This window comes from Cellvibrio mixtus subsp. mixtus J3-8 (assembly GCF_000766945.1).
In the GTDB taxonomy this organism is placed as follows: Bacteria; Pseudomonadota; Gammaproteobacteria; order Pseudomonadales; family Cellvibrionaceae; genus Cellvibrio; species Cellvibrio mixtus_A.
Map to the genome: position 1 here is coordinate 51422 of NZ_ALBT01000058.1, position 20077 is coordinate 71498.

Consider the following 20077-nt stretch of genomic DNA (forward strand, 5'->3'; position numbering starts at 1 on the left):
GCCGATGCGATAGCTAACGGAAAAAGAGAATACGAAAAATGAAAAAATTCCCCGTAAAACCACTGGCCCTGATGGTTGCTGCCCTGGCGGTAGCGCCCTGGTCAAACAGTGTGTTGGCCCAGGCGTCAGACGACGACAAGAAAGAAGGCGTGGAAGAAGTTGTGGTCACCGGCTACGCCTTATCGATCCAGAACAGCATTGATATCAAGCGCAACGCAGACACCGTTGTACAGGCAATTTCTGCCGATGACCTGGGCGCATTGCCCGACGCCTCCATCGCCGATGCGCTCGGCCGCGTTCCCGGCATCACCATTACCCGCTCCGGCGGTCAGGCGGGAACCATCCAGGTGCGCGGCATGGGTGAAGGCTTTGTGTTCTCCACCCTGAATGGCCGCGAGCAGGTATCACCTAACGGTACCCGTGCGATGGAGTTCAGCCAGTTTCCATCCGAACTGATCCAATCGGTAGAAGTGTATATGTCGCCCAAGGCATCGCTGATTGAAGGTGGTGTGGCGGGCACCGTGGAATTGAAAACTGCCAACCCGCTGGAAATGGAAGATGACCAAAAAGTTGTACTCGGCGTGCGCGGCAGTTTTAACGATCAAGCCGATGATATTTACGGTGCAGATCCCTACGGCAAACGCTTCTCTGTTTCCTTCCAGAAAAAATTATTCGATGACAAACTCGGCCTTGCGTTGGGATATGCACGGTTAGTACAACCGCGTTCTGCCACGCGTTTTGAACAATATAATTACGAAACCACGCCTTATTCGCTGGTTAAACCGGACGAGCGTTTATCGACGGCGATTGTCGATAGGGACTTCAATGCCGTGTCCACCGCAAATCGCCCTGCATCAGTATTTATGGCGGAGGGTTTCGAAGTATTCCAGACCGGCGGTGAAGAAACCCGCGATGGTTATGTGGCGGCGGTCCAATTTGAACCGACGGAAAACCTGTCCATCCAGTCCGATGTTTTTTATTCCAAATTTGAATCCGATAGTTACTCGCGCGGCTTCCGTGTGCAGCCATTGCGCAATGCTGAAATTGCCAGCATGGTGTTGTGGAATAACACAGCCGTTGTCGGAGGCGAATTCAAAAGCAATGACAAAACACCTACTGCACTTAATTTGCAAATTAATAGCAACGATGTCACCCAGACCAATGAATTGTTATCGGGCGGTTTGAATTTGCAATGGCAACAGGATGCACTGACGGCATCGCTGGATTTATCGCACTCCGATGCGTCCGGTGAACAAGCGGATGGTGTTGTACGTGCGTATTTGTATCGTCCCAAATCAGCGGCAACTCCAAATGCTGATCCGTTTGAGCGCGATCCGGATCAATCCGTTACATATTTACTGGACGGCATTAATGTACCCAGCGTGAGTATGAGTCGCGATTACACCAGTTACGATAGCAACGGTGTCAGCAATGTTCGCCTCGCCAATTACGAACGCTATCCGCGCATTAACGACGATGTGATTAGCGCAGCGCGATTCGATGTGAAATATGAATTGGAAGTGCCGCTGATCAGTTCTGTTGAAGCCGGTGTGCGCTACTCGGAGCGCAACCACAAAGATCGTCGCCAGGTGTTTGTGTATGGCGATGGTGCTGCAACAACGATTTTTACGGATTGGTCGTTGCCGATCACTACCGAAAATTCTGATGTGGTGAATTGGAAAGGCGAGTTCTCGCATTTCCCTTCATTTATCGCCATTGATGGTGATGCGATTATGAAAGAGGCTTACGACAAAGGTTTAGTGTTGGGGCCAGTACCTGAGCCAACGGCTGCTAACCCTAAACCGGTTGCCAGCGCACGTTCAATTGAACCGGCTGCGCGTTGGGGCGAAGGCCGCGATTGGTCGATGAAACAGCGTTCAGACATCGATGAAAATATCACGTCGTTTTATTTGCAAGCGAATCTGGCGACCACATTATTTGATCGCGATTTAATAGGTAATATCGGTTTACGCCATGTACGTACCGACCAATCAAGTGTCTCCATTGTGAATGTCAATGGTGATGAATCCAAAGGTGCGATCGAAATTTGCGACGAAGTAGGTGAATGCAAAGCTGATTTTGCGTATCAAACATTGGGTGCTAAATACGATCACAACTTACCGTCGCTCAACCTCAATTATGCGTTGTCGGAAGATAACAGTTTGCGTCTCGCATTAGCACGGGTGTTATCGCGACCACCAATCAATCGTCTCGCGGCACCCGATTCGGAAGGTACGATTTCTATTGAAGGAACCACCCCTTATTTCAATTATGGTAGCAATACTTCGCCCTTCCTTACCCCGTTTATTGCTGACCAGGTTGATATTTCTTTCGAGCACTACATGCCGGATACCAACGGTGCATTTGTTGTGGCTGTTTATCATCGTGAAATCAAATCGTTTATCCAGGATATTACGTACGAAAATTTCGATTTTCGTGCAGCAGGGTTTGATGTGCCGGATACATGGGAAGTCGTAAACAACAATACTGGTGGAGTGATTGTTGAGGAAGATGTTCAAAACGGAGACTATTCAACATCGATTAACAACAGCGAAGGTGGATACATTCGCGGCCTGGAAATTTCCTACACCCAAACCTTTAACTTCCTGCCTGATCCCTGGGCCGGCTTGGGGGTAAGTACCAGTTACTCACTGACTGACAGTAAAATCAGTGTTGTGAATCCGGTGGAAAGCGTTCAGGGCAGCAACAATTTGCCGTTCCCTGGTCTGGTAGAAAAATCGGCGAACTTCACGTTGTTCTATAGCTACGGCGCGTTTGAAACACGGCTCTCAACGACCTATCAGGATTCGTTTGTGGGTGAAACGCGCAACGTGAATTTACAACCCATTGTTTATGCGCCTGAAACATTGTTGGATTATCAGGCGTCCTACAAATTTGATAACGGTATTGATGTTATTTTCTCTGTTACCAACCTGACCAATGAACCAAATAGAAGTTATATGTTTGATGAAGAACTGACACGGACATTGCAGTGGTTTGGTCGCACTTTCTACGTAGGTGCGAATTACACTTTCTAACTGTGTCATTGATGCGTCCAAAATCATAGATTGAATAAATTATTATTTTGGACGAATGCCATTTTTTAATGCCCACTTACCGCACAAAAAATCGTGCGGTTTTTTTTGCAAAAAAAATCGCAAATGAATACGTATGTAGTTGCTTGTTGCTGTTCGATCAAAACACCTAATATGCACCCAGTTTACTGGGACAAATTTTTTGCTCCATGTAGCTCTCGAGCCTCTTTGTTACATTTATCGTCGCTGTTGATAAATATTGCGCAGTTTCGGCTGCGCTTTTTTCTCCTTTTCTCTCATCCTGTATTTTCATCATCATTTGCTTGAATTGCCATCTATGCGCTAGTCTCAAAGGCTGCTAACCAAACAAAAAATTGTAACTGTTATTGTTTGGCTTCCCGACTGTTAGTGTTGCTGAAGGAAAATGAGTTATGGCGATTGAAATCGAACGCAAATTTTTAGTGCACGGCGATGCCTGGCGTGATGCCCCGGCAGTTTATTATTCACAGGGGTATTTGAGCCGCGCGAAAGAGCGCACGGTGCGTGTGCGTATTGCGGGTGAAGCAGCGTTCCTTACCATTAAGGGAATTTCTACTGGTGCTACGCGCGCGGAATTTGAATATCCCATTCCTGTGTGGGATGCACGTGAGTTGCTAGCGATGTGCGAGCAACCATTGATTGAAAAGTATCGCCGCAAAATTCCTTATGAAGGTTTCATTTGGGAAGTGGATGAATTTTTAGGAGAGAACACAGGGTTGGTCATCGCAGAAATCGAACTGACGGCGGAAGACGCGGTATTTAACAAACCTGTGTGGGTGGGTGTAGAGGTTACCAGCGATACCCGTTATTACAACTCCAGTCTGGCTGCTCACCCTTTCTCTCGCTGGTAGTTTTTAGCGATAGGCTTTAAATAGTAATTTTCTATCAATGTTGTTATTTTAATTTTCTTTTATAATCGAATGGCCATGCCTAAGATGCATCCATGGGCTGACAAATGATCAGCCGCCCCATTGGATACAAGAGGATTTTATCATGGCCAAAACAGCAACCTTTGCGGTTATCCATTTCAGTGTGGCCTTCAGTGTTGGCTATGCATTAACAGGCAGTGTGGTAGTGGGAAGCGCGTTAGCGTTGATCGAACCCGCAATCAATACTGTGGCTTTCTACTTCCATGAATTGGGCTGGAAGAAATTTGAGGCCCATAAAGGCACCTTACAGGAGGCCTTTGCTAACAGGGTTTAACAGCGGTATCGCTGCCTGGAAATAACAAAGGCCAGCAATTGCTGGCCTTTGTCTTGGATGAACAATGTTTGGATACAGTAATTAATGTTCGTTTGCTTTTTCTTCTTCTGCCGTACGGCGATCTTCACCACGTTTTCTCAGTAACCGGCCAAAGAATAATCCCGCTTCAAACAGCATCCACATCGGAACGGCCAACATGGTTTGGGAGAATACATCGGGCGGGGTCAGGATCATCCCCACAATAAAACAGCCCACAATAATGTAGCGGCGCTTTTCTGCCAGGGCTTCCGGTGATACGACGCCGGACAATATCAGTAATACCGTTGCAATCGGAATCTCAAACGCCAGGCCAAAGGCGAGGAACATTTGCAACACCAGATCCAGATACTTGGTGATGTCGGTCATGGCGGCTACGCCTTCCAGCTGTATGCCCATGGTGAAGCTGAACAGCATTGGCAATACAAAGAAATACGCAAATGCCATCCCGGCAAAAAACAGCAGGATCGTAGATAGCATCAGCGGCCCCGCCAGATCTCGTTCATGCTTATACAAACCAGGCGATACAAATGCCCATATTTGATAGAAGATAAACGGAATACAAATGTAAACAGCGAGATAAAACGTCAGCTTCATCGGTGTGAAAAATGGTGATACCACATCGGTCGCAATCATGCTTGTGCCTTCCGGCAGCACTGCAAGGAGCGGTGCAGAGATGAATCCGTAAATCTCGTTTGCAAACGGGAACAGGCACACGAACACGCCAAACAGGAAATAAACGGTATGCAGAACCCGGTTACGCAGCTCGATTAAATGCTGCACCAAGGGTTGTTCTTTATCTTCGGATGCCTGATTCATGCAATAAATCTAAATTAATGGCTGGTGCCAGTTGCGGGCGGAATCGATGCTTTTGCTGGCTCAGTCGGGGCTGTTGGCGTCACTGCGGTTGCCTGATTGGCAGACGTCGCCGGGCTCGCTTGAGCTGGCGGCGTTGTAGCCACAGGCGCAGGGGTAGCGGCGACGGGCGTTGCCGCGGCTGGTTTTACTACCGCCTGGTGAGAATCATCGTTGCCATGGGCATGGTCCGGCAATTCTTCCGGTGGTCCGTAATCAGCTGCGACCGGCTTTGCATCGTTATTATCAGTTTGTGTGTGTTCAAGTAACCCATGCTCGCGTATGGACGCTTCAATCTGCAAGCGGGTCTCTTCGATATTGCGCAAAATCTCTTCGTTGTGGAGCTGGCGACGAATATCGTCAGCGCCGATCTGGCGCTCAATCTCACTGCGAGTTTCGGCGAGGCTACGCTTGAGGCGGCCTATCCATAACGCAACAGTGCGCACCGTGCCCGGTAGTTGTTCGGGTCCAATAACAATCAGACCCACTATCAGGCACAGGAGCAACTCGGTAAATCCGATATCGAACACGGCTTAAACCTTATTGTTCTGGTCAGCTTTTTCGGTCGCTGGCTGCGGTGCTGCAGTTTGTTGCGCCGCAATAGGTTGTGGTTGCTGGGGCGGTGGCTCCTGGGCCTTTTGTTCATCTGTTTTGGGAGGATCATCATGGCTGTTCATTGAATTTTTGAAGCCTTTGATCATGCCGCCCAGATCGCTGCCCAACGTTTTCAGGCGCTTGGTGCCAAACAGCACTATGACGATGGCCAATATAATCAGCAGTTGCCAAATACTGATGCCGGTAAGTCCCATAATGTTACCCTCGCAGGAGAATAGTTAAGGTGGTTATGTTGATGAGGGGCGCGATGCTTTTTCATCGTGTCCCGATACGTTAAAGCGCCGCGCCAGTTCATTCAATACTGCATCGGCGTTTTCGCCGAGGTGAGACAGCATTACCAGGCTGTGAAACCACAAGTCTGCTGTTTCGTAGATCAAATCGGAATTGTCGCCACTGGCCTGGGCATCCTTGGCGGCCAGTATGGTTTCGGTGCACTCCTCACCGACTTTTTCCAAAATCTTGTTCAAGCCCTTTTTATGCAGGCTGGCAACGTAGGAATTTTCTGCATCCGCATTATTTTTACGGGCTTCGAGAATTTCCGTCAGTTGCTTGAGAATATCGTTGCTCATGAAATCTGCTTATTACTAATAAATGTCAGAGGGATCTTTCAGTACCGGGTCAACGGTTTCCCATTGACCATCTTTCAATACCCGGTAAAAACAGGATTCCCGTCCGGTATGACAGGCGATGCCGCCCAATTGCTCAACTTGCAGAACAATTACATCCTCATCGCAATCCAGGCGTATTTCATGGAGCTTTTGGATGTGGCCGGAGGTTTCACCCTTGTGCCAGAGTTTGTTGCGGGAGCGCGACCAGTAAACGGCTTCGCCACGCTCGGCAGACAGCTGCAGGGATTCACGATTCATCCAGGCCATCATCAGGATACGGCCGGTTTTGGCGTCCTGCGCAATTGCTGGAATCAAACCATCGCTGTTCCAGTTAACAGCATCTAACCAACTGCTCATAAATTACTCAATAGAATCTCACGCCAGCTTTTGTGCGCGCAATGCTTTTATTAGGTTAGCGCGCAAATGTTGCAAGTTAACGGTGCCGAGGATGGCGCTGGTAACACCCGGATGCGCGTAAGCAAAATCCAGGGCGGCCTGTATAGGGTCTTCAGCGGGTTGCACATCATGGCAGATATGTCCGCTGTCGAGAACCTTTTTTAATAAAATTGCCACATTTTGCCGTGCGGATTTTTCAATTGCCGGTAGCTCATCGGTGTAATTGGCGGTGTAAACCATCATGATCGCATCGCACATATCAGCAGCAACCAGGCTGCCTTCCAGGGTTTTGGAGGAGATACCGAACGCGCGTATCCAGCCTTCCTGTTTGAGTTGTTGCAAGGTTTGGATAACCGGGGTTTGGGTCAGTATGCCCACATCGTTGCCATCGGAATGGATAAGCACCAGATCCAGGTAGTCTGTGCGCAGGCGACGCATGGAGCGCTCCACGCTCAAGCGTGTGTGTTTGGCGCTGAAGTCAAACCAGGATTTACCCCCGGTATCAAATTTATTAGGCTCGAATTCCTCTCCAACTTTAGTGGAAATCACCCATTCCTTGCGCTCCTTTTTCAGCAGGTCGCCCAAGCGCTCTTCGCTGTAGCCATAGGCGGGTGCAGTGTCTAACAGGTTTACGCCATAGTCTCTGGCGCAGGCGAGCAGGTCGCGCAGTTGTTGATCGTCCGGTAATTCAAACTGGTTGGGATATTTCAGGCTTTGGTTGCGGCCAAACTTCACAGTGCCAAGGCCAAAGCTACTGATCTCTATATCGGTGCGCCCCAGGCGCTTGCGTGGCATCATTCGTCGTTCTCATCCGGTTCTTTAAAGCGTAACGCCATGGCTTCTTCGGCGCTGATTTTGGGAGGGAATGCCTTCTCCCACGGGGTTTTATCCGGTTCAGCGTAGGGTAAATAATCATGCAGATAGTGGAAGTTACTTGCCGGTTGTGGAGTTACCCCATCGCCCTTCAGCAGTTCCAGCGCCTGGTTGGCGAGGTTGGGTGCGAGGGTTAACTTGGTGGGCCAGCCGACTAACAGATTAGTGCCCGGTACTTTTTCCATAAAGGCGTTATCTGGCCGCGCAAAGCCTGGTTGTAATGGCTCGGCTCGCTCAATAGGCAGGGTGGCCCATTCCGCGTTGTGCAGGTTGATCCAGGGAATCAAGTCGCGTAATTCGGCTTCGGCTTTCCGGATAAGCTCGTCCGCGCTCATGTTGACGCCGTTTTCCGCCAAGCTTCCACCCAAATACCAGACATGATTGCCATCGGGTAAACGGTGGCTGGAAATGGTCAGGCGCGGGGTGGTGCCTATACCAAGGCAATGGCCGTAAAAGTCAAACGGGTGATGGTTTTTGACCATTACCTGTTGCAGCGGGCGCAATTGCATCGCTGGCTGCCGTTCGCCGATTTGTGCGAGTAATTCGGCATTGCCTTTACCCGCAGTAAAGATAAAACGTTGGGCCTGGACAACCAGCGTTTGCTGCTGCGTCTGGATGTGCAAGCTGAGCTGTCCGCTTGCATCCTTCTGTAATTGTGCCTCACTCCAGTCGATGCGGAAGCAATGCCCCTCGATATTATTGGCAAGGTTGTTAACCAGGCTGGGTGTATCAATTACCAGGTCTTCAAGTCGATAGAGGCTGCCGGTAAACAGGGGGTGGCGCAACAGCGGCGGGCGGCGATCGGGGTTGACCGGTTCGATCCGGCCCCGGGTAATCTTGCTGGCGAAAAAGCCGGTAATCTTGCTGCCCGGATCATCGCCAGACCACATGAAAAAGTGATCACTGAGGATGCGGGTGTGCTGTAAGTCCACATCGCCTTCACCGCACAGGCAGGCGCGCCAATGTCCGGGCATCTCTGCGATAGCTTCCGAGGCGCCACTCAGGGCGCCGGCCAATGTGTACTTCATCCCGCCATGGATCATACCCTGGGACGCTAGCGTCTGGCCGCCACCAAGGCCGCCGGATTCAAAAACCGCCACCGAGTAGCCTGCGCTGGCGGCACGGTTGGCCAGCCATAAACCGGCGACGCCACCGCCAATAATGGCGAGGTCAAGGGCAATGCTGACAGGTGAGAGGGTCATGGGTGATCGGGAATCCGGTAAAAAATCCAGGTCTGGCAGACGGGCGCGCAGTATAAGTGTTTCCGACGCGAAATGCCCTTGCCGCAGCGACGGGTTCTGCTGCTAATATGCAGGAAAATTTTAAGGGTTAGTCGATCAGCATGTCATTTACCTTGTTGTTAACGGATGTAATTTCTCCTTTGGGCAAATCCCTTGAGCATGAGCTTGAGCGCGAACCATTCAAAATGCTGGTGCCGGGGGCTGACGTGGATTGGTCATCTCCTGCGAGCCTTGCCCGCTATATGGAAAATCACAAAATAGACCTGGTGCTTAACTGCCGTGGCTGGGAAGAGGCGTATCACGCTGGCGGCCAGGGGCCATTGCTACAGGCGGCGCAATTATTATCGACTTATTGTGCAGCGGCGGACATTCCGCTGATCCATTTTTCCAGTTACAGCGTATTTGGTGCCGATCCGAAAGGGACGCACAGTGAAAAAGATACCCCGGCCCCCGTGAGTGATACCGGTAGTGCGTTTATGGCGACCGAGCAATTGGTGGCCGAAGTACCCCGGCACATTATTTTGCGCCTCAGTTGGGTAATAGGTGCCTTTGGCGACAACCTCCTCACCCGCCTGCTCAGCGCATACCTGGCGGGGGCGTCGGTCAGTGTCAATCGCCGTATGCGCGGTGCGCCGACGGCACTGTCAGATGCTGCGCGGGTTGCTGTTGCACTGATCAAGCAAATTAGCAGTGGCGCTGAAAACTGGGGGATCATGCATTATTGCAGCGGGGATTCTTGTACCGAAGACGAATTTGCCGAGCAGTTGCTGCAATTGCTTATCCAGCAGCAATTATTGACCGCAGAGCCCAGCCTGACACTGGTGGATGAAGAACCGGAGCACGAGCCTCTGAGTGCGATTCTCGGTTGTCGCCGTGTGCGTGATTATTTCGGGGTTCAGGCGCGCTCCTGGCGCCCGAGCTTGTTACCGCTGGTAAAGCAATGGCTGCATAACCGCGAACAAACCAGGCGACCCTGACTGACGCGTTTCAAAAAACAAAAAAGCTGCTGGAAACCAGCGGCTTTTTTGTGTTGGTGAATTATACCTTTTGGAACACCAGGGTCGCGTTGGTGCCGCCAAAGCCAAAGCTGTTGGACATTACCCGCGTCAGTTTCACGTTGTCCTGGCGTTGCAGGGCGATGGGCATACCTTGCGCTTCGGCATCGAGTGTTTCGATGTTGGCAGACGCGCAGATAAAATCATTTTCCATCATCAACAAGCTGTAAATCGCTTCTTGTACACCGGTTGCACCCAGGCTGTGGCCGGTGAGGGATTTGGTAGAACTGATAGCGGGAATCTTGTCGCCAAAGGTTTCTTTGATCGCCTTGAGTTCAGCCAGGTCGCCTACCGGTGTTGAGGTGCCATGGGAATTGATGTAGTCAATCTCGCCTTGCACGGTTGCCAGTGCTTGCTTCATGCAGCGTACAGCACCTTCGCCGGATGGAGCGACCATATCGTAACCATCGGAGGTCGCACCGTAGCCGATGACTTCAGCATAGATTTTTGCGCCGCGTGCTTTGGCGTGTTCGTATTCTTCCAGTATCAGGCAACCGCCGCCGCCAGCGATGACGAAACCGTCGCGGTTGGCATCATAGGCGCGTGAAGCTTGTTCCGGTGTTTCGTTATATTTGGTAGAGAGCGCGCCCATCGCATCAAACAGCGCGGTCAGGGTCCAGTGTTCTTCTTCGCCGCCGCCGGCAAAGACGATATCTTGCTTGCCGAGCTGGATCAGCTCCATCGCATTGCCAACGCAATGGGCGCTGGTAGCACAGGCGGAGGAGATTGAGTAGTTAACGCCTTTGATTTTGAACGGGGTCGCCAGGCATGCCGAGGTGGTGCTGCCCATCGTTTGTGTTACACGGTAAGGGCCAACACGTTTTAACCCTTTTTCACGCAGGATATCGGCAGCTTCAACCAGATTCTTGGATGATGCGCCCCCGGAGCCCATGATGATACCTGTGCGCTCGCTGGAAACTTGTTCTTCGCTCAGGCCTGAGTCGGCAATCGCTTGTTGCATGGAAAGATAGGCATAGGCTGCTGCATCGCCCATGAACCGCAGTACCTTGCGGTCAATCAGGTCGGATAGATTGATATCAATGGAGCCAGCCACGTGGCTGCGAAACCCCATCTCTTTATAGGCTTCCTGAAATTTGATACCGGAACGGCCAGCGCGCAATGCATCCAACACGGCATTCTTATCATTGCCCAGGCAGGACACGATTCCCATACCGGTTACAACAACGCGTTTCATAGGCTACCTCTTACTTTTTTGCTACAGCGCCTGAACAGCAGGTTTGAACAGAACTCTGGCGTAATTATCTGACGGGGTTATAAAACGGTGAGTATTATGCCACAGGAGCGTATGCGCTCACCGTCTATCATTATTTTATAAAGCTTAGAAGCTGTCGGTATTCTGGAACAGGCCGACGCGCAGGTCGTGGGCAAAATAGATGTCTTTGCCATCGCAGGAAACGCGTCCGTCGGCAATACCCATGATGAGCTTGCGTTCAATGACGCGTTTTAAATTAATGTGATAGGTGATTTTCTTCGCCGTAGGCAGGATTTGGCCCGTGAATTTCACCTCGCCACAACCTAGCGCGCGACCACGACCGGGATTGCCTTTCCAGCCGAGGAAGAAGCCTACCAGCTGCCACATGGCGTCCAATCCCAAACAACCGGGCATCACCGGGTCGCCCGGGAAATGGCATTCGAAGAACCACAAGTCCGGGCTGATATCCAGTTCAGCCACGATCTCGCCCTTACCAAATTCACCGCCGGTTTGGCTGATGTGCACTACGCGATCCAGCATCAGCATGTTGGGTTTCGGTAGTTGTGCATTGCCCGGGCCAAACAATTTGCCGTCGCCACACAGGAGCAGGTCTTCGCGGCTGTAGGAGCTTTTGGGTTCAAAATTGGTCATGGAATTTACTCATTCGATGTTAGCTGGGCGGGCCGGAAATTGCAGGTCCCGCGCAAAGTGCGCCATTCTAACCGCTGTGGCCCAGTTGTCCAGTTAAGGCGATGCCAGCCACCGCCTGTGGAAGATGGATTTGATGGCTAGAAACTGCGCGCCAGCGAGAATTCAGCCAGTTGTTTCATGGCTTGGGTGAAGCGGTTATCCGGCAGTTGTGCGAGTTGTGCAAGCGCGTCTCGCACTTGTTGCCTGGCGCAATCCAGCGTGTAGGTCATGCCGCCAGTGGCCTGGACAATTTCCAGGATCGCCGGGAGTTTGCTGGCGTCGCCATTGCGAATGGCGGTTGCAATCAGGTCCGCTTGCTCGGGCGTGCCCGTGCGCATGGCATGGATCAACGGCAATGTGGGCTTGCCTTCAGCCAGGTCGTCACCCACGTTTTTCCCGAGGGTTGCGGCATCGCCGGTGTAATCCAGCGCATCGTCCACTAATTGGAATGCAACGCCCACTTTACGACCATAAATGCCAAGTGCTTTACGTTGTGCGTCAGTTGCGCCGCAAGCGACGGCTGCCACTTCACAAGCGGCAGCGAAGAGGATGGCGGTTTTCTTGTCGATCACGCGGAAGTAGTTTTCCTCGTTTACGTTGGGATCTTTGGCGTTCACCAATTGTTGCACTTCACCTTCGGCGATCACATTGGTGGTATCGCTGAGGATTGCCATAACATCCATATTGCCGATGCCCACCATCATCTGGAAGGCGCGCGAATAGAGGAAGTCACCCACAAGCACACTGGGTGCATTGCCCCATTGGGCATTGGCGGTGGGGCGGCCACGCCGCAAGCTGGAGACATCAACGACATCGTCGTGCAACAGGGTGGCGGTATGGATAAATTCAATAATCGCTGCCAGCGACAAGTGATCCTTGCCCTGGTAGCCCAGCGCGTTAGCTGTGAGCAATACCAGCAAGGGGCGCAGGCGTTTGCCGCCAGCTTCCACCAGGTAATGGCCGATATTTTCTACCAGGCCCACGTCGGAATGGAGTTTGTCGATAATCAGTTGGTTAACCGCAGTGAAATCGTCTTTCACCGCCTCATGGAATGGCAGCATGGAATCTTCTTATTTATCGGAGGTGTGATAATGGCGGCCATGCTAGCAGTGGAGACCTGAGAGTCAAGTAAAAAGCGTGTGCAGGCTTCCTGGTCAGGCCAGCGCTTGCAGTGGATCGAACCAGTAAGTTTGCGGTAGATCCCCACTGGCAGCGGCGAGCGCGCAATAACTGTCATCGGGTAGTTGCCATTGATGAAACTGCCATTTATCTGTGACCGATTGTGCCCGCAATCCGGGCGACAGGCTGACAGATATCCCATTCTGTACATTAAAATTGAGGTTTTCCAGCCCGGCAGAAATACCCACTCCCATCGCTTTCAGGAGCGCTTCTTTCAATGTCCATAGCTGGTAAAAAAAGTGAAACTGGTCATCGCCCTGCCGCTGGCGCAGCTGCGTAAATTCATCCGGGTGATAGTAATTTTCAGCGATACCCAACAAGTCGCGCGAAGTGCGGATTTGCTCAATATCCACACCCAATTCCATATCTTGTGCCAGCGCGAGCACTGCCCAATTGGCGCTATGGCTTAAATTGAACCTGATCGAAATATTGGCGATGTAAGGTTTGCCTTTTTCGCCGCGGCTAAACACCAGTGATGCCGGCGCCTGCCGTAGATACTGCCCCAGCACTTTACGCAACAACCAGCGGCTGGCGATGTATTCATCTTTGCCGCGGATAAATTTTTGCGCGCGTTCGCGTTCATCGCTACTCATTAATAAGAATGCTTGCTCAGCCAGGGCATCGTTGAATTGGCGTACATCCAATAGCCACAAGTGGACGTGTCCTGATTGTAATAATTGTGGTGAGCGTTGGAGTTCAGGTAAAGGTTGCATGAGGGATCCTTATGTAGGGCGCCCATGATACGCAATCCTCCTTTATTCATGAATACATTGATGCACGCAAAAAAAATGCCTGTGCATCCTTCATGTGAGTCGCACTTTTTGGCGTTGTGAGCAACCGCGCAAATTGCATGGTTCGTGGTGAAAAGCCTTGGTTTTTTGATGCCAGGTTTGGCTGGCACGCGTTAGCCGAACGCCAAAATTTTCGTTCGCACCGTTTGTGCGAACGCTATTTATTTTTTTGCTTCCACACTAGTCCGGTTGTTTAGCTTCACCTGCTGTCGTGCAGGTGGGTATATCAATCGCTCGAATAACAATAGACAGAGAGGCAAAATCCCCATGTTAATTATCAACCCGATGCGGGCGTTGCAGCGCCTGTTAATGGCGGGGGCTGCATTCGCTTGTACCCTGCCTTTGACCACTACTGCACTGGCACAAACGAATCTCGCATTAAACAAACCGGTGTCTGCCAGCAGCGAACTGCGCGCCGCAAAAGATGCCGTCGATGGCTCCGGCTACAGCCGCTGGGAATCCGCCCACGGTGTTAGCCCGAGCTGGATTACAGTGGATCTCGGCAGCGCCTCCAATCTGAGCCAGGTAGTTGTGGATTGGGAAGCTGCCAATCCGGAGATTTACCAGGTGCAGGGCTCCAACAATAATTCGACCTGGACCAGCCTCGCGCAAAAGACTGGCGGCACCTTTGGCAACCGTACCGATACCTTTGCTGTGAGTGGCAGCTACCGTTACGTGCGTATCAATGCGACGAAACCGGCACCGGGCAATGCCTGGGGCTATTCGATTTTTGAACTGAAGGTATTTGGCAGTGGAACTAATGCGAGCAACAGTTCTTCATCGTCACGGTCATCGACGTTGAGTTCATCTTCATCCAGTCGCGCAGTGCCAGTGGGATACGTGCCATTGTTTCCCGAAGGCACCCAGGTCACTGAACAAATCCAGTATCGCGAAGCGGATGGAACGCTGGTGACCCTGATCGGTATGCGCTCTACTGAACGCCATGCGCGCGAACGCGGCGAAGCCTGGTTATCGCCCAATGAAGCGGACGGGCGTTACTTCACCTATCCACCGTTTTATTTCCAGAATCGCTCTTTCGGTTTGAAAGTGCGCGATACCATTCCGGCGGGTGGAAAAAATATCCGCATCACCATGCTGATTAACGAAGGCACTTTCTTCGGCACTACCTTCAGCGTGTTCCGCAATTCCAGCGATCCCACCGTGACGGAATTTGGCTGGGCACTGAACTACGGTTTCAACAACCTGAAAGAAGGCAACTTGCCGCGCTGCTTCGATGGCGGCAATGAAGATTGTTATATGGACGTCGATTCCTATTGGAATACCGGTAAAGATCCGCATCGCCCGTTGGTAATGGGGGACCGTATCGAACTGGCGCCGGCACCGCGCCTGGTGGAGATGAGCGAATCCGATAACCGTGCGCGCGCTGATGGCGGCGGTTCCCGTTACTACTCCTTCGAGCAGCTTTATGTGGTGGGCGAGGGCGTGCGTCCCTGGTACGGCGTAGCGCCAAACCTGGATTCAGCACCAGTGCCAGAGGATGCCTTGCTCGGTGGTGAGACCAGTGTGTCCTACAACTATTCCGAAGAGCCTTATCGCGTGTTCCAGCAAATGGCGAACAATATCGGTATTCGCAATACCGATCGTTTCCTTAAAGGCCGCCGTTTGTTCCACACATCGTTTGCGAATGGCCAGCATTCGGAATTCCCGGCGCAGAACCCTGTTTTTTCCGAGCACGTGAATCAATTGGGCAGTAACTATAACGATGTGCGTTGTATCGCCTGCCACCAATTGAACGGGCGCAGTAAAGCCGCTGTTGCCGGTGAGGCGCTGGATACGCTGTCAGTATTAACGGGCGCGCCGGGCAACCTGCCCGATCCAGCCTACGGCTTTAACGTCCTGCAAAAAGGTGCGGTAAACAATACGGTGAAACTGCAGCGCTACGATGTAACCCCGCGCTTCCTCAGTGATGGGACACGCGTGGATATGCACAAACCGGTATATGAATTCACCGGGCCCGTGCCGCAGTTGTATTCAGTGCGGCAGGCACCGCAAGTGATTGGTGCAGGTTTGCTGGAAGCGATTCCGGAAGAAACCATTCTCGCCAATGTGGATGCCAACGATGCCGATGGCGATGGTGTACGCGGTAAAGCCAACTTCGTGAAAAACCCTGAAACCGGCGCGACCCAATTGGGCCGTTTTGGCTGGAAAGCAGCAAAGGTGAGTGTGCGCCATCAAGCGGCTGAAGCTTTTGTGCAGGATCTGGGGGTGACCTCACCGGTATATCCCGTTCGCTCTTGCCAGAAGACTGAAACCAATTGCCATCAAACCGGCGTTACCACCCATATATCCGAGTTGGAGTTGACCCGATTGACCAACTATTTGCAATTGCTCGGAGTGCCGGCGCAACGCAGTTACCGCAGTGGTTATCCGGCAGGTATGCGCGTATCGGTGGAGCACGATGTAAACCGGGAGCACATCGCCCGGGGCAAAACCGTGTTTGAAAATGCCAACTGTGTGGCCTGCCATAAAGCGACGCTGGTTACTGGCGATACCCATCCCTTCGCCGAATTGCGCAACCAGACTATTCGCCCGTACACCGATCTGTTGCTGCATGACATGGGCTCTGACCTGGCGGATTCCCTGCCGCAAGACGGCGCTCCGGCAACTATGTGGCGTACCGCGCCTTTGTGGGGATTGGGTAGCCTGAAGTATGTGCAAAGCGGAACTTCGGCTGGCAATGAAGCCAGTGTTCGCTACCTGCACGATGGCCGCGCGCACTCACTGGATGAGGCAATCCTGTGGCACGGCGGCGAAGCCACTAACAGCCGTTTGAAATATGAAGCCCTGTCCGTGGCCGATCGTACGGCGTTAAAAGCATTCCTCAACTCCCTATAAGTGTTTGTTGTCTCCCCTTTGGCCCGCTTCGGCGGGCTTTTTAATGTTGTTCACTCTTGCACTATAGATGCGTACTCCCGTCAGACAAGCTTTGCGCCCGCCCAATAAATCAGCGACAATCCGCGCCCTCAAAAAAAACGAATCTATTCCTGGAGCCATCATGCAAATCTCTGCCGACAAAGTTGTCAGCTTTCATTACCGCCTGAACGAAACCGGTGGTGAGCAATTGGAAACCTCTTACGATGCAGATCCAACCCTGTATCTCCATGGCCACAACAACTTGCTACCGGTGTTGGAAAGCGCGCTGGAGGGTAAAGCCAAGGGTGATAAAGTGACCGTTAGCGTTACCCCTGAACAAGGTTATGGCGAACGTAAGGAAGGTGCGGTGCAACGTATCCCGATTAAACATTTGCTCGACCACGAAAAAATCAAAAACAAATTAAAACCTGGCGTTAAAGTCGCTGTAAACACCCAACAGGGACCATGGGAAGCAATCGTGTTGAAAGTCGGTAAGTTCAATGTGGATATCGATAGCAACCATCCATTGGCGGGTAAAAACCTGGAGTTTGAATTGGAAGTAGTTGATGTGCGCGACGCATCGGAAGAAGAATTGGCGCACGGCCACGCTCATGGTGCCGGTGGCCATCACCACGATTAATGGTGTGTTGTTGCGCAAACCACAAACACTCCGAAAAAAGCCCGCACAAAAATAGTGCGGGCTTTTTTTATACAAATTGTTTTTATATAAAACAATTTGTTAATTCAAAACTCCATTCTTTTATGTTGCTTGGCACAATATTCTTTATGTTGATGTGATTTTTTTACATATTTGTCACACATTTTTTAACAAAATTTCAAAAATTTCTGTGATAATATTTTTCACTGAGCTCATTGGTCCAGAAGCGTTTTATTAACGCATGCGCAAATAAAATGTTGATTTTTGTTTTGCTCAAGGTGCTGAAAAAATAGCAGCATCGATTGGATTCATTACAGCACATTGAATTATTTTTTAATGAATTGTTATTGGAAGTCTTAATCGCCAGGATGCGCCTCCGCAAGAAAATGTGGATTGGCGTAACGAATGCTAAAGATTTTTAGATAGGAAAATGTTGATTTAAAAGGATTGGGGAAAGCAACGTGAACCAAGGTTACATTCCTTGTTTTGTTAATAGTGTCTATTGTCATCTTCATGGCATGGGGCTATTGGCAATAACCCTCTCTTACTGCAGCAAATTTTTCTGCTGGAAAAATTGTGCTGGTCCTTTATCTGTTTTCCTGAATATCCCGTGGCGATTTCGATACAAACTATCGCTTGATGTGTTGGCAGTTTTTCGCTGCCGACGCTGATTCGATTCGCATTTCGGTGCGATGATCTGTGCGTGTTCGGTGTAGTTGGAAAGTTGAACATTGTGTTCATGGTTACGGCATTAGGCCACTGTCTAAGCAGTGAATTTATTTTAAACAGTGCAATTATTTAAAGGAAATTAAGATGAAAAACCCAATGACTCACGAATATTTTTTAACCGAAATCACACAAATGTTAGCGGATGTTCTCGGCCTTGAACCGGATGAAATTTCCCCTGACAGTGAAATGGTCAATGACCTGGGTGCGGAATCACTGGACTTTGTCGAGTTCAATGCAAACCTGGAAAAAAGATTTAATTTCGTGCTCCCCAAAAAAGGCGCGCTCTTGCAAGCCGGTAAAATCAGTGGCAGTCCCGAATTGTTTTACAGTTCCAAAACCGGCCTGACTAATGATGGTGTCGAGCTGTTAAAACAGTGTTTATCCCATTACACCCATTTAAAAACCGGTGCGAGCATCAGCGATATTTTCAACTCAACGCGCGTCGTTAATATCGCCAGTTTGTGCCACAACCTCTTCAGCCAATACTTGCCTGCGTCGTGCCCGGATTGTGGCCATACCCATGCGCGCCTTTCACCGCAAGGGAAGCTGGTGTGCGAGCAATGCAGCACACCTGTGCGCCCCTTGCATGGCGATGAGGCAGAAGAGCAAGGCCTGCGTAAATACCTCGAGTTCACCTTGGCAGAGGCGGTGTAACCATCATGGAACAGCGGGTGGTAGTAACAGGGATGGGACTTATTTGCGGCCAGGCAATGTCGGCTCCGGCATTGTTTGAACGCATTAAAACCTTGCAGTCATCTGTGCGCGTGCATCCGGGGTTGGCGGCTTACGGTGTTGCCAATGCGGCCTGTTCGTATGTGGATGAGGCGGTATTGGCCGGGTTAGCGGCGCGTTATGGCGCGGTTGCGTCGCGTTGCGGCCCGCCCGCATTACTGGCGTTGCACGCGGCCGACCAGGCCGTCGCCAATGCCGGCCTGGATCTGGCGACCGTTGTGCGAAAAGGACTCTTCGCCGCGTGTAATAAGCAGTCCATGGAAGCGGAAGATCTGCTGGTGCTGGCGCAGCACCTCGATCCCCACACCGATACTCTGAACCTGGATTTATACCTGGAACTGGAGCGCCATGATCCCTTGGCCTATTTCCACAAACGCCAGGACATGGGCGCGCTGGCGCTGGCAGAACGCTACGGTTTTGACGATGTGGTGATGACCCCCGGCGATGCCTGTGCTGCAGGTGGTATCTCCATCGGCACCGCTTATCGTTACATCGCCAGCGGTGAATTGGATGTAGCCCTCGCCGGTGCAGCGGAAACCATGTGCAACTACATGCCTATGTTGTCATTCTCGGTATTAGGTGCGCTGGCACCACAGGGGTTAGTTAATCCCGGTGAAATCAGTCGGCCATTCGATAAGGCGCGTAGCGGTTTTGTCATGGGGGATGGCAGCGCTTTCCTGGTGCTGGAATCCGAAGCCCATGCCCGGGCGCGCGGCGCCGTGATACTGGGTTACATCAGCGGTTTTGCCAAACAAACCGAAGCCTGGCGGATTACCTCCAGCCCGCGCGACGGCTCCGATTACGCCCGGTGTATGCAGGCGGCAATCAGGGATGCAGGTTTGGCACTGGACGATATCGACCATATCAACGCCCACGGCACTTCCACCGAACAGAACGACAGTTGTGAAAGCCTGGCGATTAAAAAACTGTTTGCAGAGCGTACCGCGAAGATCCCGGTCACCTCGAATAAATCGGCCATTGGTCATTCGCTGGCGGCGAGCGGCGCGATAGAAGCGGCCATGTCGATCTTGTCACTGCAACACCAATTGCTGTTGCCAACATTAAATTACCAGGAACCGGATGATGACACGGCGGACATCCAGGTGGTGCGGCAAGCAACACCGGCGCCGCTTCGCCATGTGCTATCCAATTCCTTCGGTTTTGGTGGAGAGAATTCAGCGCTGGTGCTCAGTGCTGCCTGACCGGGTGGTGCCTGAATAGTGCCACCTGACGTTTATCAATAAGCCATGAACCA

The 20077-nt window shown here is 51.4% G+C and carries 19 protein-coding genes; 8 read left to right on the plus strand and 11 right to left on the minus strand.

Going from position 1 to position 20077, the window contains the following annotated elements; genetic code table 11:
• The first annotated feature begins 38 nt into the window (after nucleotides 1-38).
• From A596_RS03070 to A596_RS03080, 3 genes are all read left to right on the plus strand, one after another.
• Nucleotides 39-3038, plus strand: a complete 3000-nt coding sequence (locus A596_RS03070; protein WP_039912611.1) for a TonB-dependent receptor — start codon at nucleotides 39-41, stop codon at nucleotides 3036-3038.
• Between the two features lie 428 nt (nucleotides 3039-3466).
• Nucleotides 3467-3925 (plus strand): CYTH domain-containing protein, encoded by a 459-nt coding sequence (locus A596_RS03075; RefSeq protein ID WP_039912612.1) that lies wholly within the window; start codon nucleotides 3467-3469, stop codon nucleotides 3923-3925.
• 142 nt (nucleotides 3926-4067) lie between these two features.
• Entirely contained in the window at nucleotides 4068-4277 is a 210-nt protein-coding gene (locus A596_RS03080; protein WP_039912613.1) for a DUF2061 domain-containing protein, read from the plus strand.
• Between the two features lie 81 nt (nucleotides 4278-4358).
• Here the strand turns inward: A596_RS03080 and tatC are convergent, their stop codons facing one another.
• From tatC to A596_RS03115, 7 genes are read right to left on the minus strand one after another with little or no spacing between them, the layout of a single operon-like run.
• Nucleotides 4359-5132 carry a twin-arginine translocase subunit TatC gene (gene tatC, locus A596_RS03085; RefSeq protein ID WP_039912614.1) on the minus strand — a complete coding sequence of 258 codons (774 nt, stop codon included), beginning with the start codon at nucleotides 5130-5132 and terminating at the stop codon, nucleotides 4359-4361.
• 14 nt (nucleotides 5133-5146) lie between these two features.
• On the minus strand, nucleotides 5147-5698 hold the full coding sequence (gene tatB / locus A596_RS23420) for a Sec-independent protein translocase protein TatB (RefSeq protein ID WP_084127980.1): 552 nt from the start codon (nucleotides 5696-5698) through the stop codon (nucleotides 5147-5149).
• A gap of 3 nt (nucleotides 5699-5701) precedes the next feature.
• The gene (tatA, locus tag A596_RS03095) at nucleotides 5702-5977 is read right to left on the minus strand and encodes a twin-arginine translocase TatA/TatE family subunit (RefSeq protein WP_039912616.1); all 276 of its coding nucleotides are present in this window, start codon (nucleotides 5975-5977) and stop codon (nucleotides 5702-5704) included.
• A gap of 33 nt (nucleotides 5978-6010) precedes the next feature.
• Nucleotides 6011-6352 carry a phosphoribosyl-ATP diphosphatase gene (locus tag A596_RS03100; protein ID WP_039912617.1) on the minus strand — a complete coding sequence of 114 codons (342 nt, stop codon included), beginning with the start codon at nucleotides 6350-6352 and terminating at the stop codon, nucleotides 6011-6013.
• Between the two features lie 15 nt (nucleotides 6353-6367).
• Nucleotides 6368-6748: a phosphoribosyl-AMP cyclohydrolase gene (gene hisI, locus A596_RS03105; protein ID WP_039912618.1), complete on the minus strand. Its 381-nt coding sequence runs from the start codon at nucleotides 6746-6748 to the stop codon at nucleotides 6368-6370.
• A gap of 18 nt (nucleotides 6749-6766) precedes the next feature.
• Nucleotides 6767-7585, minus strand: a complete 819-nt coding sequence (locus A596_RS03110; RefSeq protein ID WP_039912619.1) for an aldo/keto reductase — start codon at nucleotides 7583-7585, stop codon at nucleotides 6767-6769.
• Nucleotides 7582-8862 carry an NAD(P)/FAD-dependent oxidoreductase gene (locus A596_RS03115; RefSeq protein ID WP_039912620.1) on the minus strand — a complete coding sequence of 427 codons (1281 nt, stop codon included), beginning with the start codon at nucleotides 8860-8862 and terminating at the stop codon, nucleotides 7582-7584. Before A596_RS03115 ends, A596_RS03110 begins: the two co-directional genes overlap by 4 nt.
• A gap of 140 nt (nucleotides 8863-9002) precedes the next feature.
• On the opposite strand from A596_RS03115, the gene A596_RS03120 reads away from it, so the two are divergent.
• Complete coding sequence (locus tag A596_RS03120) at nucleotides 9003-9878, plus strand: sugar nucleotide-binding protein (protein ID WP_039912621.1); 876 nt, start codon at nucleotides 9003-9005, stop codon at nucleotides 9876-9878.
• A gap of 61 nt (nucleotides 9879-9939) precedes the next feature.
• On the opposite strand, the gene fabB is transcribed toward A596_RS03120, so the two are convergent.
• The 4 genes from fabB to A596_RS03140 form a co-directional block, all read right to left on the minus strand.
• Nucleotides 9940-11151: a beta-ketoacyl-ACP synthase I gene (gene fabB, locus A596_RS03125; RefSeq protein WP_039912622.1), complete on the minus strand. Its 1212-nt coding sequence runs from the start codon at nucleotides 11149-11151 to the stop codon at nucleotides 9940-9942.
• A gap of 144 nt (nucleotides 11152-11295) precedes the next feature.
• Entirely contained in the window at nucleotides 11296-11820 is a 525-nt protein-coding gene (fabA, locus tag A596_RS03130) for a 3-hydroxyacyl-[acyl-carrier-protein] dehydratase FabA (RefSeq protein WP_039912623.1), read from the minus strand.
• 137 nt (nucleotides 11821-11957) lie between these two features.
• The gene (locus A596_RS03135) at nucleotides 11958-12920 is read right to left on the minus strand and encodes a polyprenyl synthetase family protein (protein ID WP_039912625.1); all 963 of its coding nucleotides are present in this window, start codon (nucleotides 12918-12920) and stop codon (nucleotides 11958-11960) included.
• Between the two features lie 93 nt (nucleotides 12921-13013).
• Nucleotides 13014-13751 carry a 4'-phosphopantetheinyl transferase family protein gene (locus A596_RS03140; RefSeq protein ID WP_039912626.1) on the minus strand — a complete coding sequence of 246 codons (738 nt, stop codon included), beginning with the start codon at nucleotides 13749-13751 and terminating at the stop codon, nucleotides 13014-13016.
• 345 nt (nucleotides 13752-14096) lie between these two features.
• Between A596_RS03140 and A596_RS03145 the strand changes: the two genes are divergently transcribed.
• The 4 genes from A596_RS03145 (at nucleotide 14097) to A596_RS03160 (ending at nucleotide 20024) form a co-directional block, all read left to right on the plus strand.
• Complete coding sequence (locus A596_RS03145; protein ID WP_039912627.1) at nucleotides 14097-16685, plus strand: di-heme oxidoredictase family protein; 2589 nt, start codon at nucleotides 14097-14099, stop codon at nucleotides 16683-16685.
• Between the two features lie 160 nt (nucleotides 16686-16845).
• The gene (locus tag A596_RS03150) at nucleotides 16846-17343 is read left to right on the plus strand and encodes an FKBP-type peptidyl-prolyl cis-trans isomerase (RefSeq protein ID WP_039912628.1); all 498 of its coding nucleotides are present in this window, start codon (nucleotides 16846-16848) and stop codon (nucleotides 17341-17343) included.
• Between the two features lie 831 nt (nucleotides 17344-18174).
• A complete protein-coding gene (locus tag A596_RS03155) occupies nucleotides 18175-18744 on the plus strand; it encodes an acyl carrier protein (RefSeq protein ID WP_039912630.1) in 570 nt (189 codons plus the stop codon).
• A 5-nt stretch (nucleotides 18745-18749) separates the two neighbouring features.
• Entirely contained in the window at nucleotides 18750-20024 is a 1275-nt protein-coding gene (locus A596_RS03160) for a beta-ketoacyl-[acyl-carrier-protein] synthase family protein (protein WP_039912631.1), read from the plus strand.
• Nucleotides 20025-20077: the final 53 nt, after the last annotated feature.

What these genes read in the sequence shown, in the direction of transcription:
- A596_RS03070 (WP_039912611.1), top strand. Translation starts at nt 39, where the DNA reads ATGAAAAAATTCCCCGTAAAACCACTGGCCCTGATGGTTGCTGCCCTG.
- A596_RS03150 (WP_039912628.1), top strand. Translation starts at nt 16,846, where the DNA reads ATGCAAATCTCTGCCGACAAAGTTGTCAGCTTTCATTACCGCCTGAAC.
- hisI (WP_039912618.1), bottom strand. Translation starts at nt 6,748, where the DNA reads ATGAGCAGTTGGTTAGATGCTGTTAACTGGAACAGCGATGGTTTGATT.
- tatC (WP_039912614.1), bottom strand. Translation starts at nt 5,132, where the DNA reads ATGAATCAGGCATCCGAAGATAAAGAACAACCCTTGGTGCAGCATTTA.
- A596_RS03135 (WP_039912625.1), bottom strand. Translation starts at nt 12,920, where the DNA reads ATGCTGCCATTCCATGAGGCGGTGAAAGACGATTTCACTGCGGTTAAC.
- A596_RS03140 (WP_039912626.1), bottom strand. Translation starts at nt 13,751, where the DNA reads ATGCAACCTTTACCTGAACTCCAACGCTCACCACAATTATTACAATCA.
- A596_RS03075 (WP_039912612.1), top strand. Translation starts at nt 3,467, where the DNA reads ATGGCGATTGAAATCGAACGCAAATTTTTAGTGCACGGCGATGCCTGG.
- A596_RS03110 (WP_039912619.1), bottom strand. Translation starts at nt 7,585, where the DNA reads ATGATGCCACGCAAGCGCCTGGGGCGCACCGATATAGAGATCAGTAGC.
- fabA (WP_039912623.1), bottom strand. Translation starts at nt 11,820, where the DNA reads ATGACCAATTTTGAACCCAAAAGCTCCTACAGCCGCGAAGACCTGCTC.
- A596_RS03155 (WP_039912630.1), top strand. Translation starts at nt 18,175, where the DNA reads ATGAAAAACCCAATGACTCACGAATATTTTTTAACCGAAATCACACAA.
- A596_RS03115 (WP_039912620.1), bottom strand. Translation starts at nt 8,862, where the DNA reads ATGACCCTCTCACCTGTCAGCATTGCCCTTGACCTCGCCATTATTGGC.
- A596_RS03120 (WP_039912621.1), top strand. Translation starts at nt 9,003, where the DNA reads ATGTCATTTACCTTGTTGTTAACGGATGTAATTTCTCCTTTGGGCAAA.
- A596_RS03145 (WP_039912627.1), top strand. Translation starts at nt 14,097, where the DNA reads ATGTTAATTATCAACCCGATGCGGGCGTTGCAGCGCCTGTTAATGGCG.
- A596_RS03080 (WP_039912613.1), top strand. Translation starts at nt 4,068, where the DNA reads ATGGCCAAAACAGCAACCTTTGCGGTTATCCATTTCAGTGTGGCCTTC.
- tatA (WP_039912616.1), bottom strand. Translation starts at nt 5,977, where the DNA reads ATGGGACTTACCGGCATCAGTATTTGGCAACTGCTGATTATATTGGCC.
- fabB (WP_039912622.1), bottom strand. Translation starts at nt 11,151, where the DNA reads ATGAAACGCGTTGTTGTAACCGGTATGGGAATCGTGTCCTGCCTGGGC.
- A596_RS03160 (WP_039912631.1), top strand. Translation starts at nt 18,750, where the DNA reads ATGGAACAGCGGGTGGTAGTAACAGGGATGGGACTTATTTGCGGCCAG.
- A596_RS03100 (WP_039912617.1), bottom strand. Translation starts at nt 6,352, where the DNA reads ATGAGCAACGATATTCTCAAGCAACTGACGGAAATTCTCGAAGCCCGT.